This is a genomic window from Amycolatopsis coloradensis (genome assembly GCF_037997115.1).
In the GTDB taxonomy this organism is placed as follows: domain Bacteria; phylum Actinomycetota; class Actinomycetes; order Mycobacteriales; family Pseudonocardiaceae; genus Amycolatopsis; species Amycolatopsis coloradensis_A.
In genome coordinates this window covers 6357710-6373107 of sequence record NZ_CP150484.1, presented here as the reverse complement: position 1 = coordinate 6373107, position 15398 = coordinate 6357710, and the positions used below count along the sequence as shown (strand labels likewise).

Genomic DNA, 15398 nt, shown 5'->3' with positions numbered 1-15398 from the left:
ATGCGGACGGTGGCTTCGCTGCCGTACGAGATCACCGAGGAGGACCACGTCTGGATCCCGGTCTCCGACGGCGTCCGGCTGTCGGCCCGGATCTGGCGGCCGGTCGCTTCGGACGGTGAGCCGGTCCCAGCGATCCTGGAGTACATCCCGTACCGCCACCGCGACCTGACCTCGGTGCGGGACTCGGTGCACCACCCGTACCTCGCGGGGCATGGCTACGCCTGCGTCCGCGTCGACATCCGCGGCTCGGGGGAGTCGGAGGGCGTTCTCACCGACGAGTACCTCGAACGGGAGCAACTCGACGCGGAGGACGTCCTGGAGTGGATCGCCGCGCAGCCGTGGTGCTCCGGCCGGACCGGCATGATGGGGATCTCGTGGGGCGGGTTCGCCGCGCTGCAGGTGGCGGCGCGCAAGCCGCCGAGCCTGACCGCGATCGCGATCTCGTCGTTCACCGACGATCGCTACTCCGACGACATGCACTACATGGGCGGTTGCCTGCTCTCGGACAACGTCGCCGAAGCGTCCACGATGTTCGCCTACGCCACGTTGCCGCCCGACCCCGCGTTGGCGGGTGAGCGGTGGCGCGAGCTGTGGCACGAACGGCTGGAGAATTGCAGTCTCTGGGCCGGTGAATGGCTGAGTCATCAGCGCCGGGACGACTACTGGCGGCACGCGTCGGTCTGCGAGAACTACAGCGACGTACGGGTGCCGGTCCTCGCCTCCAGCGGCTGGGCGGACGGGTACTCGAACGCGGTCTCGCGGCTGCTGGCCAATCTCGACGTGCCGCGGCGCGGGCTGATCGGTCCGTGGTCCCACAAGTACCCGCATCTCGGACGGCCCGGCCCCGCCATCGGGTATCTGCAGGAACTGGTCCGCTGGTGGGACCACTGGCTGAAGGACGTCGAGAACGGCGTCATGGACGGGCCGATGCTCCAGACCTGGATGCAGGACAGCGTGCCGCCGTCGACTTCGTACGAGGACCGTCCCGGCCGCTGGGTGGGCGAGCCGACCTGGCCTTCGCCGCATGTGCGCCCGTCCGAGCACCGGCTCGCCCGGCACCGGATCGCCCGTCCTGGCGAGGAGGTCCCGGTGGAGAACCTGTCGGTGGAGTCGCCGCTTTCGGTCGGCCAGTTCGCCGGGAAGTGGGCTTCCTACAGCGCTCCACCCGACCTTCCGTACGACCAGCGGGAGGAGGACGGCGGCTCGCTCGTCTTCGACACCGACGAACTCACCGAGCCGTGTGAAGTCCTCGGCTCACCGGTGGTGGACCTGGAGGTCTCCGCGGACAAACCGGTGGCACAGGTCGCCGTCCGGCTGTCCGACGTCGCCCCGGACGGCAGGGCCACGCGCGTGACCTACGGGCTGCTGAACCTGACCCACCGGGACGGGCACGACGAGCCGAAGCCGCTCGAACCGGGCAAGCGGTACCGGGTGCGCGTCGAGCTCAACGCCGTCGCACAGGCGTTCCCCGCCGGGCACCGCATCCGGCTGTCGATCTCGTCGTCGTACTGGCCGCTGGCGTGGCCGCCGCCGGAACCGGCGATGGTGACCGTCCACACGGGACAGAGCGCGCTCACGCTGCCGGTGCGGCCGATGGCGGAGGCGGACGAGGTCCCGGCACGGCCGTTCGGCGAACCTGAAGGGACCGAACCGTTGCCCGCGACCCAAATCGAGCCCGGTGAACAGCGCTGGACCGTCTCCCGGGACCTGATCGACTACCGGTCCGCGCTCGACATCGTCAAGAACGAGGGCAAGGTCCGGTTCGACGACATCGATCTCGACGTCACCAGGAACGTCTTCGAACGCTACTCGTGGGTGGCCGACGACTTCTGTTCCCCGGTGGCGGAGACGGCCTGGTCGATGACCTTCGCCCGCGGTGACTGGGAAGCGAGGTCCGAGACCCGCACCCGGGTGTCCTGCACTCCCACCGAGTTCGTGATCGACGCACAGCTCGACGCCTACGAAGGGGAGCGAAGGACGTTCTCCCGCAACTGGTATCGGACGGTTCCCCGTGATCAAGTCTAAGCTGAGTCTTCCGGCGAAGTCGCTGCTCGCGTGGCTGCGCCTCACTGGCCGGAAGCGCACCTACGCCGACCTCGACCGCTTCCGGCGGAGCATCGAAAGCAGCCAGGCGAAGGGAGATCGGGGGCCGATCCGCTCGATCAGGCGCCGGTTCGACGTCAGCCGGTCCGAAGTGGACGGACGACCCTGCTACACCATCAAGCCGCGCGGCCGCGGGGACGGCAGGAAGGTGCTGTACTTCCACGGTGGTGCCTATGTGCACCAGATCCAGCACGATCACTGGCGGTTCTTCGGACGGCTGATCGACCGCACCGGCTGCTCGGTCACCGTGCCGATCTACCCGCTGGCCCCGGAGCACCAGTGCCCCGAGACCACCGCGTTCGTCCGTCGCGCGTACGACGAGTTCTCCACGGGAGTCGACCCGGAGGAGCAGATCGTGATGGGGGACTCCGCCGGTGCGGGGGTCGCGCTCGCTCTCACCAAGGCGCTGCGGGACGAAGGCAGGCCGGTGCCCAAGGAGACGGTCCTGTTGTCGCCGTGGCTGGACCTGACGATGAGCCATCCGGCGCAACCCGCGCTGGACGAGCGCGACCCGTATCTCGCGCTCACCGGCCTCACCGAGGCCGCCAGGCTCTACAGTGGCCAGTTGCCGCGTACCGATCCCCGGCTCAGCCCGGTGTTCGGCGACCTTTCGGGGCTCGGGTCGCTGACCGTCTACATCGGAACCAAGGACGTCCTTCTTTCCGACGCCCGGCGCCTCCACACGTTGTGCACCGAGCAAGGTGTACCGCTGAGCTACCACGAGTACGAGGGCATGATCCACGCGTGGATGCTGGCCTCGATCCCGGAAGCGAGGCTGGCTCTGGAGGGGATCGCGCATCTCGTGGACCGGGCTCTGGTGAAATCGGTGTAGCCGCGTGAAGAGCGGGTAACCGGAAGGCAACGGCCGGCGTAGCGAGGTTGTACGTCCGCAGGCCGTGAGGTGGACCGGCGTGGGCAACCCCGGCGGGGCAGGGACGCCGGCGCGCCGGTCACCGTGTCCATCCTTCGCTTGGGAGCGTGCGATGCAGCAGTTGGAGTCACTGGGGGAACTCGCCGCGCTGGTCCGGCGGCGGCAAGGCCTGTACGTCCGGTGGGCGCCGACTCCCGAACATCGTCCCGGCACGAGCCGGGACGAACTCACCGGCGCGGAACTGCCGGGACTCTCGGTGAACCCCCTCGATCCCGAACCATGGTGGCGCGATCAGCCGCTCGAACTCTGGCTGGCCAGGCGGCTTTACGACTACTGCCACCTCCGGCACGAACGCCGTCGCGAGACCAAGCCCTGGGTACTGGCGGGCCGGATCGTGGGCTCCGGTCCGGACAACGAGCCGCTGCTGACCGATCCCGAACCGGCCGGCCGGATCTCCACCGCCGTCCTCGGCGAAGCTCGCGATCTGTTGCGGGACAGGGCCCGGCACGATGCGGACTGGGGCCCCTTGCGCCGCCCGCCGGAACTGGGCCGGACCTGACGCCGTAACTCGCGTGCGTACAGCCGTAACTCGTGAGTTCCGCCTCCAATCACGCGAGTTCGGGGCGGACCGCCAGCAGGTCCACGACGTCCTCCGCGCGTTGCCGCTTCTCGAACCGGGCCCGTTGCCGGTCCGCCCCGCTGCCTTCGGCGGTGAGCCGGGCGCAGCCGTCGCGGACGAAATCGAGGTCACCCGTCTCTTCGAGGGCACCGGCCGCGAAGGTGACGACCTCGTCGAGCACGTCGCTCGCCGGGGCGAGGTCGCCGGTCCGGAAATGCGGGCAGCGGCCGGAGAGTCCTTCCCGGGACGCGCGCCAGATCTGCGCCCGAAGGACCTCGTTGGACAGATTCGGCGGGTGCTCCTCCGTCGCGAGGATCGTGCCGACCAGCCCGCGGATCAGCACCCCGAACAGGACCGCTTCGCCGGCCGTGGCCGCGACGTCGCCGAGCCGGAACTCCACGGTCGGCTGCTTCTCGGAAAGCCGCACGTCCCAATAGACCATCGCGCGATCGAGGATGGCGCCCGCCCGGAGCCAGGCGTCGACGACGCTTTCGTAGTGGTCCAGCGAGGTGAACAGCGGCGGCGAGCCTGCCGAGGGCCAGCGGTTCCACTGCTGATACCGCCAGCTGGCGTACCCGGTGTCGTACCCGTCGCAGATCGCGGAATTGGCGGTCAAGGTCAGCAGCGCGGGCAGGAAGGGCCGGACCCGGTTGATCACCCGGATCCCGGTTTCCCGGTCGGGGACGGCGATGTGGACGTGACAGCCGCAGGTGTGTGACGTCCGGGCGGTCGCCCCGAAATGTTCGGACATCCGTTCGTAACGCGGATTCGGGGTGATGGCGGGCAAGGCCGTCTCCGCGAGCGGTGCGCTGCCGCTGGGCAGCAGGCGGCAGCTCCGCCGGGCGGCGGCCTCGGCCAGTTCCGCCCGCATCGTCGACAGCTGTCGCTCCGCCTCGTCATGGGTCGTGCAGATGCCGGTGGCCGATTCGGCCTGGGAGCGGGTGAGCTCCTGCTGGAGTTCGCCCTGTTCTTCGTCCGCGGCGTCGACGACGGCGCCGCCTGCCGGGGAAAGGTGACCGGCCCGGTCCACCACGAAGAATTCTTCCTCGATTCCGAAGGTGAGTACGTCCTTGTTCACAGCCGCTGATACCCCCGGCTCGTTCGGCACAAACTTGTTTTCGCAGGTCGTGGACGGGGTACTTCAGGGCATGAGTCCGAAGTCGGAGGAGCCGCCGTACCTGCTGGCCGCACAGGCCGGGACGGTCGTGCGCCGCCTGTACAACAGGCTGCGAGACGACGAGCCCGCCTCGCCCGCCGACCTCTGCCGCACCATCGGGGCGTTACAGCGGCTCGCCGACGACCTCGCCAACGTCCTGCCGGGCTTGCAGGAACAGCTCGAAGAGAGCCTGCTGGACGGCCAGGTGGGTGCGGGTGACACGCCGCGGCAGGCTTGGGACAAGGTCTCCGAGGTCGGCTACGCGCTCGCGCAGGCTCGTACGGGCGGCCTCTTGCTGGCCGCTGAACTGCGAGTTTCGCAGCGAACACTCGGAGAACTGACCTCTTCGTGACACTCGGTGCTCAGCCGACCGACTGGGCGCGGACCACCGCCACCGGGCAGTGCGCGTGGTGCAACGCGTCGTCACTGACCGAGCCCAGCAGCAGGCGCCGGAGATCGCCGTGATCGCTCCGGCCGAGCACCAGCAGCGCGGCTTCACTGGACTGCACGGTCAGCGCCTGCGCGGCGGGACCGACGCCGTGGACCATCTCCACGGCGACGTCCGGATGGCGCTCCCGCCACGGTTCGAGCTGCCGGGCGACGAGTTCGTCGGCGACCTCCTGGGGAAGACCGGGCGCGGGGTCCAGTACCGGACCGCCGAGCAGGGGCTCGCTCGCGGGCCCCCAGATCGGCATCCGCGCGACGTGGACGGCGTGCACGGTGAGCCCGTGACGGGCCGCGAAGTCGAACGCGAACCCCGCCGCCTGAGTGCTCTGTGCAGAGCCGTCGGTACCGAGGATCACCGGTCCGCCCGGCGGCGGCTCGTCGCCGCGCACCACCACGACGGGACGGCCGGCGGTCTTGGTCACGGCGGATTCGGTCGAGCCGAGGACCGCCCTGGTGAACAACCCGGTGTGGGATTCACCCAGAACGATCATCGCCGCGTCCACCTCGTCCGCGACCGAGGTCAGGACCTCCTCCGGAATGCCGCCGCGGACGACCGTGCGGACGTCGAGGCCGGGGTCGGAGCGCTTAAGGGCTTCAGCCATCGAAGCGAGTTGCCGACGGGCAGGTTCCACCTCGGCCGCTTCGTCGGCGGCCTGGGGAAGCGCTTCGTTCAGCGGCGTCGCGACAGGGTCCGAGCCGGGTGGGGGAAGCCGGTCATGGGTGCAGTACGCGAGGACCAGGCCGAGGCCGCGGGTCTTCGCCTCGGCGACCGCCCAGCGGACGGCGCGGCGTGCTTCGGGTGACCCGTCGAAACCGGTCACGACCGGCCCGGTGCCAGTCTGTGCAGCGGACATGGAACATCACCTCCGACGCGCTGGTGATACCCGCTTTCCCCGGCCTTCAAGCGCGGGGTTTCCCCGGTCGCTCGCCGGGTACGCAGAGTGGACAATCCATCGGAAACGAGGAGAAACCGTGAGCGACGCGAATCCGATCGAAATCCAGAAGTGCCTCTCGGGCGTCGACTACCCGGCGGGCAGGGACGATCTCGTCCGGGCCGCCGAGGGCAACGGCGCCGACGCCCGGACGCTCGACCTGCTGCGGAAGCTTCCCGACCGGGAGTACGAAGGCCCGAGCGGCGTGAACAAGGAGATCGCGAAGGGGTAGGCCGGTTTCACCTCGTGACGCGCCTGGGTACTTCCATATATGACTTTCCTGTCGACGCCCCGTGCGCTTGACCGCAAGCGCGCAGTCTCAGCCTCCCGCGCTCCGCGGGCGCTCGAGGAATGTCGGGGACGTCTCCGGCTCCACGTGAGCAGGCCGACCAGGGGAACCGCCGTGGTCAAGGCGAACGGCGAGGTCGATCTCGGCACCGCGCCGAGGCTGTGGGACATGCTGAGCCAGCGGCTCAACGGCTGCGGTACCAAGGTGATCCTCAACCTGTCCGAGCTCGAGTTCTTCGGCACGACCGGCATGCGGGTGCTCGAACGAGCGCATTTGCTCGCCGAGGAAACGCACACGCTCCTCTTCATCTTCCCTGGTGAGTGCCGTTCCGCCCGTCGGCTGCTCGACCTCCGCGACAGCGAGGACCTTCACGTTTTGTAGGGCCGTTGGTGACGTGTCACAAGAGGCTCAAGAACGGCCTCGGGTCGCGCGAGCGGCGAGCGCCGCGCTCACCAGGGCGACGTGTTCGAGCCTCGTGGGATCCAGCCCGGTGAGGTCTGCGATCCGGCGCAGCCGGTAATCGACCGTGTTGGGGTGGACGTGCAGGGCCGCGGCGGTCTGCCGTCGCCCTCCCCGGCGGAGGAAGGTCTCCAGCGTCAGCAGGAGCTCCTCGTTGCCGTCGAGCGGCGCCAGCCTGGAGGCCAGCCGGTCGAGTGCGGGTCCGGGACGGGAAAGCTGGTATTCGAGCAGGACGTCGTCGAGGCGGTACAGGCCCGGCGGCCGACCGGCTCCGATGGCGACCGCGAGCACGTCCTGCGCGAGCTTCGCCGCGTCGGGCACCTCGGACGGTTTAGCGGCGGCCACCCCGGCGGTGACCTCGGCACCCGCCGTCCTGGCGACGTCGACGAGGACACGCTCCAGCCGGGCCCAGTCGCGAGTGGACAGTTCGCCGGCCGGGGTTTCGTGCGATAGCAAGGCGATGCCGCCTTCGGGAGTGAGCGAGGTCAGGACGGTGCCCCGGATCTGGCGCTCGAGTTCGACCCGCAGCCGCCGGAGCTTTCGTCGCCCGGCGACCAGCGGGTCGACCCCGTCGATCTCCTCGTCCGGATGCGCCCCGACCGACGCCGCGAGGACGAGGTAGCACGGCGGCAGCCGCAGTCCGGCCTGTCCCGCCGCGACCTCCGCGGGTTCGCCGTCGAGCAGCGCGGAAAGCACGGTGTGCCGCGCCGACCGCTCGTCGTCGAACATCGTCTGTCGCTCATCGAGGTACCCGGCGCCGACCGCGGGCGTGACCACCTCCAGGTAACGCAGGGTCAGCGCGTTGACGGCCAGGACGTCGGCGACCTCCTCCGGACGCGCGTCCGGCGTCAGTGACGCCCAGACCACCTGGATGCCGATGTGGTACGCGGTGAGCACGACGTCGAGCGGGATGCCTTCCTCCGCGCGCCGGGCCGCCGACTCGCGGAGGAAGTCGAGCTCCTCGCGCGCCGGTGTGGACCCGGTGCGCAGAGTGTCGATGAACGAGCGCAGGTTCTGCTCGATCACCTGCGTGATGTCGCCGCTGAGTTCCTCGGCGGGGAGCAGGCCGTACTCCGGGATCCGGGAGACGATCTCGGCCAGCACCGTCTTCGCGAGCGATGGCAGGACTTCGGTCAGCCGTTCCGCCAGTGGACGGCCGCCGATACGGAAGCCCGAACCCTTGTCACTCGTCACAACCGCCCATCATGGCAGCCGGTCAGCGAGTGAGCATGTTCCGTGCCGAATCGAGGGTCGGGTGCACGGTGAAGACGGCGTCGAGGCCGAGCAGCGCCATCGGACGCAGCAAGGCCCGTTCCTGGGTGACCATGATGAACGGGATGCCTGCTTCCTCGGCCTTCGCCCGGATCTGGACGAGAACGGTGAAGCCGGACGAATCGCAGAAGCTGACCGCGGACAGATCGGCGATCAGCGCCGACGGCTGGAATCGGAGTTCCTCGTCCAGCGCCCGTCGCAGGTCGTCCGAGACACCGAGGTCGATCTCACCGGATACGGTGACCACCGTGTCATCGGCGGAAGCGGTGATCGAAATGTCGAGTGAGGAAACGAATCTCCGCGTCGAAGGTGCTGGATAAGAAGCGGGAGCGCGGTAGTCGGTCAAGTTGACTCCTTGCCGGTACGGGGGCCGGCCGCTGTCCGGTGGACAGGCCGAACCCGGAAGAAGGGATCCGGCGGCTGGTGTCTGAACCGCGACGGGTCAACCGTAGCAGCCCCGTGACTCGGTACGCCGGGTGAGCGGTGCCCGGCAGGCCGTCACGAGCGGCTTCCCCGTTCCCGGCCGGCTCCTCCACCCGGCACGCCTCGTAGGCTGAACGTCGGGAGGCCGAGATGACGACAGCCGAAGTGATGGCCGAACTGGCCGCGCTCGAGGACCCGCGCGCACGGCAGGTGAACGAGAAGCACGGCGACGACCACGGGGTGAACCTCGGCAAGCTGCGTGCGCTCGCGAAGCGGCTGAAAACCCAGCAGGAGCTCGCGCGCGAGCTGTGGGAAACGGACGACACGGCGGCGAAACTGCTCGCGCTCCTGATCTGCCGCCCGAAGGCGTTCGACCGCGACGAGCTGGACCGCATGGTGCGTGAGGCGCGTACCCCGAAGGTGCACGACTGGCTCGTGAACTATGTGGTCAAGAAGAGCCCGCACGCCGAAGAGCTGCGCCTGACGTGGTCGGCCGATCCGGACCCCGTGGTCGCGAGCGCCGGCTGGGCCCTGACGACCGAACGCGTGGCGAAGAAGCCCGAGGGCCTCGACCTCACCGGGCTGCTCGACGTCATCGAAGCGGAGATGAAGACCGCGCCGGATCGCCTGCAGTGGGCGATGAACCACTGCCTGGCGCAGATCGGGATCGAGCACGCGGAGCATCGTGCCCGGGCGATCGGCATCGGGGAGCGCCTCGAAGTGCTCAAGGACTATCCGACCCCGCCGAACTGCACCTCGCCGTTCGCTCCCGTCTGGATAGCCGAGATGGTGCGACGGCAGTCGTGACGCGGTTCTCTTGACCTCCACAAGGGACGCACGTTCGAGGCGAAGTGTGCAATCTGGGCGATTCAGGCGAATGTGTGCGGGGTCGTGAGCGGTAAAGATCGTTCTAACCCTCTTGCCACCTAGCTTAAGTTGATCTTGGATGGCGGTCTTGATCGTAAGCGGTGAGGGTCGCCGCAGGTCAAGCGCTCGGTTGCCCTGGCCGACAGGAGCCGACTACGCCACTGAGTGTCCACTAAGGACACCTTTCGCTGACTCAATGTCTGATTGATGCCCAGATGGGCGATTTCCCGACCAACCCGACCCGCGACCGGGACCGAAGGTGCCTCTTCGTCGCATCAGGCGCAGCGAAGGGAGCCTTCACCCCACCTGTCAACCCCGCCCAAGATCAACTTAAGCTACGTGGCATTGCGTTCTGACCCTCTTTATCACTCGCGACCCCGCCGCTATCCCCGCAAAGTACTCCAATCGGGCGCTCATAGCGCGAAAGTGTCCTTTGCGGACAGTTGAGAAGTGGTGGCTGGGCGGTGCGACGGCAGAACCCGCGCGTGATCGCCGCTCTTGGCTCAAGTACGGGAAGCCTCAGCCGAGCGCGTCCGCCTTGATGGCCTCGAACTGGGCGCCCATCCGTGCCGCGAGCGCCTCGGCCGCGCGCAGCGGCCGGACCATCACCTTGAAGTCGGTGATCTTGCCGTCGGCGCCGAAGGTCAGGAGGTCGCAGCCGTTGATCTTCAACCCGTCGACCGTCGCTTCGAACTCGTAAACATGGTGCGCGCCGTCGTGGATCTCGCGGACGTAGCGGAAGTCCTCGAACACGCGCAGCACGCCGCGCAGGATCGCCGCGGTGATCGCCTTCCCCTGGTAGGGCTTGAACGCCACCGGACTGGTGAAGACCACGTCGTCGGCGAGCAATGCCTCGAGCGCGGCGGCGTCCTTCGCTTCGACTGCTTCACGGAACGTGGGCATGGCGATCTCCTCATAGTCAACTTGTTGAGTAGATGCCGCCGAGCGTAGGCGATCATCGCGCCACTGTCCATCAAGGTGAATAATCAACTTTGCGACTAATCCGCGTGGCACTATCATCGCGCCATGGCGCTGCGGAACGCGATCCTCGCGACGCTCCTGGACGGCGAGTCCTCGGGCTACGACCTGGCGAAGAGCTTCAACGCGTCGGTCTCCAACTTCTGGACCGCGACACCACAGCAGCTCTACCGCGAACTGGACAAAATGGAGTCGCAGGGCCTGGTGGCGGCGCGAGTCGTCGAACAGCGACGGCGTCCCAACAAGCGACTCTTCTCCTTGACCGACGCGGGCGCGGCCGAGCTCGCCGCGTTCACCACCCGGGTACCGAAGCCGACCGCGATCCGCGACGAGCTGCTGGTCCAGGTCCAAGCCCTCGAGGCAGGCGACGACAAGGAGGTCCGGCGCGCCGTCGCGGACAGGATGTCCATCGCCGAGACGAAGCTCAAACGCTTCGAGCGCCTTCGTGAGCGTCTGCTCGGCGAGTCCGCCGAAGCGGAGTTCCTCGCCACCGCTCCCCGTGTCGGGCCGTATCTGACCCTCGCCCGCGGGATCGCGTTCGAACAGGAGAACGTTCGTTGGTGTGAACAGGTTCTCGCGGTGCTCGACCGGCGCGCGGCCGCGAGTGAGGAGAGGTGATCGGTTTGGTCGAGCGGAAGACGGGTCCGAAGTTCCGTCAGGTGGTCTTGGACTGCACGGACGCCCGTGGGCTGGCGGAGTTCTACCGGCGCCTGCTGGTGACGAAGCGCCCCCGCCCGGCACCGAGGACAAGGACTGGCTGGTCCTGCGAAACCCGGACGGCGGGGCGCAACTCGCGTTCCAGCAGGGCGACCGGCTGGAAGAAGCGAGCTGGCCGGACGCAGAACCGGTGCCCCGGCAACTGCACCTGGACCTGACCGTGGACTCGGTCGAGGAGCTCGAGGCGCAGCACACCCGCGTCCTCGAACTCGGCGGGCGGCTCCGGTACGACCGCAGCGAAGACCCGGAAGAACCCATGCGCGTCTACGCGGATCCGGCGGGGCATCCGTTCTGCGTCTTCGTAGCCTGAACGCGTCAGGCGCGGCAGAGCAGCGCGTCGGGAGTGCGATTCGAGCCGAGGCGCCCGGTGTACGCGACACCGGCGACGTATTCGCCCGGAGCGCATTGGCCCTTGTAGTGGCCCGACGCGAAGTCACCGCCGGGGCTCCCGGACGGCCGGTTGTCGCCGCGGTCGAACCAGACGGTCCGGCCGGTCCGACCGAGTGGAGTGGTGGATCTGCCGCACAGGAGTGCGGAGAACGCCGAGCCGGTGACGCTGTAGCCGACCGCGGCGTGATCGGGCGGGCACTGCACCTTGGTGTAGCCGGACGCCCAGTCGGTGTCCACATAGGTCTCCCCGCGGACCACGGCGTAGCCCGCCGGGGCGGCGAGCCTGCCGGTGCAGAGGCCCCGGTTCCCGGTATGGGAAAGACCGGTGAGGCGCTGGCCGTCGGGACATGCTCCCTTGCGCGCGCCCGGATTCCAGTCCGTCATCGCGCGAACCTTGCGCGAGGCCTGGAAATCCGCGTAGTCGAGGTTCAGCATCGACCAGCGTTCGGTCTCGGGGATCCATCCGGTGCGGGATGGCGCGTTCACCAGCCGTCGCCACGCGGGGCCACGCCAGTCCGTGCCGTCGAGCACGTCGACGCGTCGGCCAGACGCGTCCCACGAGAGCAAGGACCAGCCGTTGCCCGTGCTGCCTTCGTGGAATCCGACAGCGGGCCAGTAGGCGAAGTCGGTGTCGGTCTCCGCGAGGTAGCCGACGAAGTTTTCGAACCAGGCTCGGCTCGCCGCGTCGGTGGTGTGACGTCCTTCGCCGAACTCACTGATCCAGAGCGGCGCGGTGTAGTGCTTGCCGGTCTCCGCCGAGACGAAGAACGCCTGCCGGTAAAGGACATCACGCAGTTCTTGCGGCGAGAGTTCGCGGTAGCGCGGGTCGTGGGTCTCGCCGGTGCCGGTCGCCCCGGAATGGTTCGGACCGGTGTACCCGTAGAAGTGTGCGGAGTAGACCAGTTTCCCGGAGTCCACGAGCGTATGCGAGAGCGTGCGGGCCGGCTCCAGCGTCGGCCTTCCGTGGGGAAGGCCGTCCACGGGCAGGCCGGTCCAGTTGATGCCCTCGACGATGAGCAGCAGGTCGGGATTGGCCTCGGTCAGGATGCGGTCGGCCACCCGCTGGCTCGCGCGCTGCCAGTCCGTGCCGTTTCCCCAGCCCCAATTGGGATCGTCGAAGACGTTGCGGCGGACCTCGTTGTACAGATCGGCGCCGGCCACCCGTTTGTTCGCGGCGTAGCGGCGCGCCATGAACAGCCAGTCGTCCTGCCACTGCTGTTCGGTCTGCGCGGTGTTCCAGCGCTCGTTGCCGTCGAGGCCACAGCACCAGCGGGAGGTCGTGGTGTGGTTGTTGAGGATCACCGCGAACCCGCGCGCGGTCAGCCGCGCGACGACGCGGTCGTAGACCCGCAGCGGAGTGAGGCCGCGCAGCTCCGGGTTCGCCGGGAGGTCGGGGACCGGCCTGGTGTCGTGGATCATCGCGTTGGAGAAGGGAAGCCGGACGCTGTTCAGGCCCAGCTCCGCCAGCCCGTCGATGATCGTGTCGATCGAGGCCCGGTCCAGCCCGAGCGGAGTCTGGTAGGCGATCTCACCGGCGTGGTGCGCGGCCGGATCGTTCACGTCGCCCGAGCCGGTCCACGTACCGCTCGCGCCGTGCCAGTTGGCGGCCTTCAGCTTGAACCGGTCGCCCGCCGCGTCGACGATGTAGCGGCCGCGCGTGCTCAGCGGCGCCACCCAATCCGACGGGTCCGCCGTGGCGACGGCGGGCGGGGGAATCACGATTCCGGCGGTCACCAGGACGGCGAGCAGCACACTCTTGATCCTCACCCGCCGGAGGCTAGCCAGTCGCGCGGCCGGTTGTATACGGACGATCGGGTAGCTTCCGTGCATGACCACCGCGCTGATCATCGGTGACCTCCAGCGAGGTATCACGGGCACCTACCCGTTCACCGGAACAGTCTTGCCGCCGATCAAGAGCTTGCTGCCGCGTGCGCGTGCGGCCGGGGCGCTCATCGTGTTCGTCCACTTCGCACTCCGCGGCAACGGGGCGGACCTGCCGCCCGGGAACGCGCTGTTCGAGTCGTTCCACGGCGCGGGGGACACCTTCCACGAGGGTTCGGCCGGGACGGAGATCGATCTGCCGGTCGCCGACGAGGACGTGGTCGTGCTGAAACGCCGTGCCGGCGCGTTCGCCGGCACGGATCTCGATCTGGTGCTCCGCGCCAGGGGGGTCGACACGGTCGCGATCGCCGGAGTCGCGACCAGCGCCATGGTCGCCGCGACGGCCTACGACGCGGCGGACCGCGGCTATCACGTGACCGTGCTGCGCGACGGTTGCGCCGACGGCGATCCGGCGATGCACGGCTTCTTCGTCGACAAGGTGTTCCCGAGTCGCGGCTTCGAGGTCGTCTCGTGTGCGGAGTGGCTCGCCGGCGGCGAATAAATCGCGGGACCGGATCGCCCGGATGTGGCACCGTGGTCGCTGACCTGATCAAGGGGGCCGGTTATGGAGACGAGGCGACTCGGGCGCACCGATGTCGAGGTGACGCGGCTGGGTTTCGGCGGTGGGCCGCTCGGCGGGTTGTTCGCGCCACTGGACGACGAGACCGCGGCGGGGGCGCTGGCCGCGGCCTGGGACGGCGGGATCCGGTACTACGACACGTCACCGCATTACGGGATCGGGCATTCCGAACGCCGCATCGGCGAGTTTCTGCGCTCGCTGCCGCGTGATTCCTTCGTCCTGTCGACGAAGGTCGGCCGCTTGCTGGTACCCCAGGATGCGGACGGGCAAAGGGATCCGGCGGGCTTCCACGTCCCCGCGACGCATCGCCGGGTACGCGACTTCACGCGCGACGGGATCCGGCGCAGCGTCGAGGATTCCCTGGAGCGGATGGGCCTGGACCGGATCGACGTGCTGTACCTGCACGACGCCGAGGAGTACTTCGACGACGCGATGCGCGACGGCTACCCGGCCCTCGCGGAACTGCGGTCGGAAGGGATCGTCGGCGCGATCGGCGCCGGTATGTACGACACGGCCATGCTGACCACTTTGGTCGAGGAGACCGATGTCGACGTGATCATGCAGTCCGGCCGCCACACGCTGCTCGAGCACAGCGCGCTCGACACCTTCCTGCCCGCGTGCGAGGAACGCGGTGTCTCGGTGATCGCGGCGTCGGTCTTCAACTCCGGGCTGCTCGCCGTGCCGAGGCCTGTTGCGGGAGCGCACTTCGACTACGAGACCGCATCACCGGAAGTCGTGGAGCGGGCGAACCGGATCGCCGACGTGTGCGAGGCGCACGGCGTGACGCTTCCCCAAGCGGCCATGGCCTTCCCGCTCCAGCACCCGGCCGTCGCCGGCATCGCGGTCGGGATGCGGTCCGCCGAAGAGGTACGACGCAACGTGGAGTCCTTCGCCGCGGAGGTGCCCGCACAGGTCTGGGCCGATCTGCGCGCCGCGGGTTTGATCGGTTCGACAGCGACTAGGGTGGTCTGATGGTGTCGGTGAAACAGGTCCAGGTCACTTTCGACTGCGCGAAACCCGAGCGTCTCGCCCGTTTCTGGTGCGAGGTGCTGGGGTACGTCGTGCCGTCGCCGCCGGAGGGGTTCGCCACCTGGGACGACCACACCCGCACGCTGCCGCCCGAGAAACAGGACGCCAGCTTCGTCTGCAGTGACCCCACCGGGGTGGGCCCGCGGCTGTACTTCCAGCGTGTCCCCGAAGGCAAGGTCGTCAAGAACCGGGTGCATCTCTGCGTGCGGGCGGGCACCGGGCTCGTGGGGGAAGAGCGTCTCGCCGCCCTCCAGGCCGAACGCACCCGCTTGGAGGCGCTCGGTGCGGTCTGCGAGCGGGTCATGCTCGCCGACGGGGAGAACGAGTCCTGCATCGTGATGCAGGACATCGAGGGCAATGAGTTCTGTCTCGACTGAGGTCACGT

General features: G+C 68.7%; 17 protein-coding genes and 1 pseudogene. 12 read left to right on the top strand and 6 right to left on the bottom strand.

Annotation, left to right across the window (positions count from 1 at the left end):
- The 3 genes from LCL61_RS29825 (at position 1) to LCL61_RS29815 (ending at position 3533) form a co-directional block, all read left to right on the top strand.
- Positions 1 to 2025, top strand: coding sequence for a CocE/NonD family hydrolase (locus LCL61_RS29825; protein ID WP_340682839.1), 2025 nt, complete (start codon positions 1 to 3; stop codon positions 2023 to 2025).
- Complete coding sequence (locus LCL61_RS29820) at positions 2012 to 2935, top strand: alpha/beta hydrolase (protein ID WP_340682838.1); 924 nt, start codon at positions 2012 to 2014, stop codon at positions 2933 to 2935. Before LCL61_RS29825 ends, LCL61_RS29820 begins: the two co-directional genes overlap by 14 nt.
- A 151-nt stretch (positions 2936 to 3086) precedes the next feature.
- Complete coding sequence (locus LCL61_RS29815) at positions 3087 to 3533, top strand: DUF6098 family protein (protein WP_340682837.1); 447 nt, start codon at positions 3087 to 3089, stop codon at positions 3531 to 3533.
- A gap of 49 nt (positions 3534 to 3582) precedes the next feature.
- Here the strand turns inward: LCL61_RS29815 and LCL61_RS29810 are convergent, their stop codons facing one another.
- Positions 3583 to 4671, bottom strand: a complete 1089-nt coding sequence (locus LCL61_RS29810) for a glutamate--cysteine ligase (protein WP_340682836.1) — start codon at positions 4669 to 4671, stop codon at positions 3583 to 3585.
- Between the two features lie 70 nt (positions 4672 to 4741).
- Between LCL61_RS29810 and LCL61_RS29805 the strand changes: the two genes are divergently transcribed.
- On the top strand, positions 4742 to 5101 hold the full coding sequence (locus LCL61_RS29805) for a hypothetical protein (RefSeq protein WP_340682835.1): 360 nt from the start codon (positions 4742 to 4744) through the stop codon (positions 5099 to 5101).
- Between the two features lie 10 nt (positions 5102 to 5111).
- Here the strand turns inward: LCL61_RS29805 and LCL61_RS29800 are convergent, their stop codons facing one another.
- The gene (locus LCL61_RS29800) at positions 5112 to 6050 is read right to left on the bottom strand and encodes a universal stress protein (protein WP_340682834.1); all 939 of its coding nucleotides are present in this window, start codon (positions 6048 to 6050) and stop codon (positions 5112 to 5114) included.
- 118 nt (positions 6051 to 6168) lie between these two features.
- Here LCL61_RS29800 and LCL61_RS29795 point away from each other — a divergent pair, with 118 nt between their 5' ends.
- Together LCL61_RS29795 and LCL61_RS29790 are read left to right on the top strand one after the other, a co-directional pair.
- Positions 6169 to 6360 (top strand): DUF2795 domain-containing protein, encoded by a 192-nt coding sequence (locus LCL61_RS29795; RefSeq protein ID WP_340682833.1) that lies wholly within the window; start codon positions 6169 to 6171, stop codon positions 6358 to 6360.
- A gap of 144 nt (positions 6361 to 6504) precedes the next feature.
- A complete protein-coding gene (locus LCL61_RS29790) occupies positions 6505 to 6798 on the top strand; it encodes an STAS domain-containing protein (RefSeq protein ID WP_340682832.1) in 294 nt (97 codons plus the stop codon).
- Between the two features lie 27 nt (positions 6799 to 6825).
- Here LCL61_RS29790 and LCL61_RS29785 read toward each other — a convergent pair whose 3' ends face one another.
- A complete protein-coding gene (locus tag LCL61_RS29785; RefSeq protein WP_340682831.1) occupies positions 6826 to 8070 on the bottom strand; it encodes a helix-turn-helix domain-containing protein in 1245 nt (414 codons plus the stop codon).
- Between the two features lie 22 nt (positions 8071 to 8092).
- Entirely contained in the window at positions 8093 to 8494 is a 402-nt protein-coding gene (locus LCL61_RS29780) for an STAS domain-containing protein (RefSeq protein ID WP_340682830.1), read from the bottom strand.
- Between the two features lie 227 nt (positions 8495 to 8721).
- On the opposite strand from LCL61_RS29780, the gene LCL61_RS29775 reads away from it, so the two are divergent.
- Positions 8722 to 9378: a DNA alkylation repair protein gene (locus tag LCL61_RS29775; protein ID WP_340682829.1), complete on the top strand. Its 657-nt coding sequence runs from the start codon at positions 8722 to 8724 to the stop codon at positions 9376 to 9378.
- Positions 9379 to 9957: 579 nt separating this feature from the next.
- On the opposite strand, the gene LCL61_RS29770 is transcribed toward LCL61_RS29775, so the two are convergent.
- On the bottom strand, positions 9958 to 10341 hold the full coding sequence (locus LCL61_RS29770; RefSeq protein ID WP_340682828.1) for a nuclear transport factor 2 family protein: 384 nt from the start codon (positions 10339 to 10341) through the stop codon (positions 9958 to 9960).
- Between the two features lie 123 nt (positions 10342 to 10464).
- On the opposite strand from LCL61_RS29770, the gene LCL61_RS29765 reads away from it, so the two are divergent.
- Together LCL61_RS29765 and LCL61_RS29760 are read left to right on the top strand one after the other, a co-directional pair.
- Complete coding sequence (locus LCL61_RS29765; RefSeq protein ID WP_340682827.1) at positions 10465 to 11034, top strand: PadR family transcriptional regulator; 570 nt, start codon at positions 10465 to 10467, stop codon at positions 11032 to 11034.
- A 5-nt stretch (positions 11035 to 11039) separates the two neighbouring features.
- Positions 11040 to 11443 (top strand): annotated as a pseudogene (locus LCL61_RS29760) (VOC family protein).
- A gap of 5 nt (positions 11444 to 11448) precedes the next feature.
- Here LCL61_RS29760 and LCL61_RS29755 read toward each other — a convergent pair.
- Entirely contained in the window at positions 11449 to 13290 is a 1842-nt protein-coding gene (locus LCL61_RS29755; protein ID WP_340682826.1) for a glycoside hydrolase family 5 protein, read from the bottom strand.
- A gap of 61 nt (positions 13291 to 13351) precedes the next feature.
- Between LCL61_RS29755 and LCL61_RS29750 the strand changes: the two genes are divergently transcribed.
- The 3 genes from LCL61_RS29750 to LCL61_RS29740 all read left to right on the top strand — a co-directional run bounded on the left by LCL61_RS29750 (position 13352) and on the right by LCL61_RS29740 (position 15390).
- Positions 13352 to 13906, top strand: a complete 555-nt coding sequence (locus LCL61_RS29750) for an isochorismatase family cysteine hydrolase (RefSeq protein ID WP_340682825.1) — start codon at positions 13352 to 13354, stop codon at positions 13904 to 13906.
- 63 nt (positions 13907 to 13969) lie between these two features.
- Positions 13970 to 14956: an aldo/keto reductase gene (locus LCL61_RS29745; RefSeq protein ID WP_340682824.1), complete on the top strand. Its 987-nt coding sequence runs from the start codon at positions 13970 to 13972 to the stop codon at positions 14954 to 14956.
- Complete coding sequence (locus LCL61_RS29740; protein WP_340682823.1) at positions 14956 to 15390, top strand: VOC family protein; 435 nt, start codon at positions 14956 to 14958, stop codon at positions 15388 to 15390. Before LCL61_RS29745 ends, LCL61_RS29740 begins: the two co-directional genes overlap by 1 nt.
- The last annotated feature ends 8 nt before the right edge of the window (positions 15391 to 15398 follow it).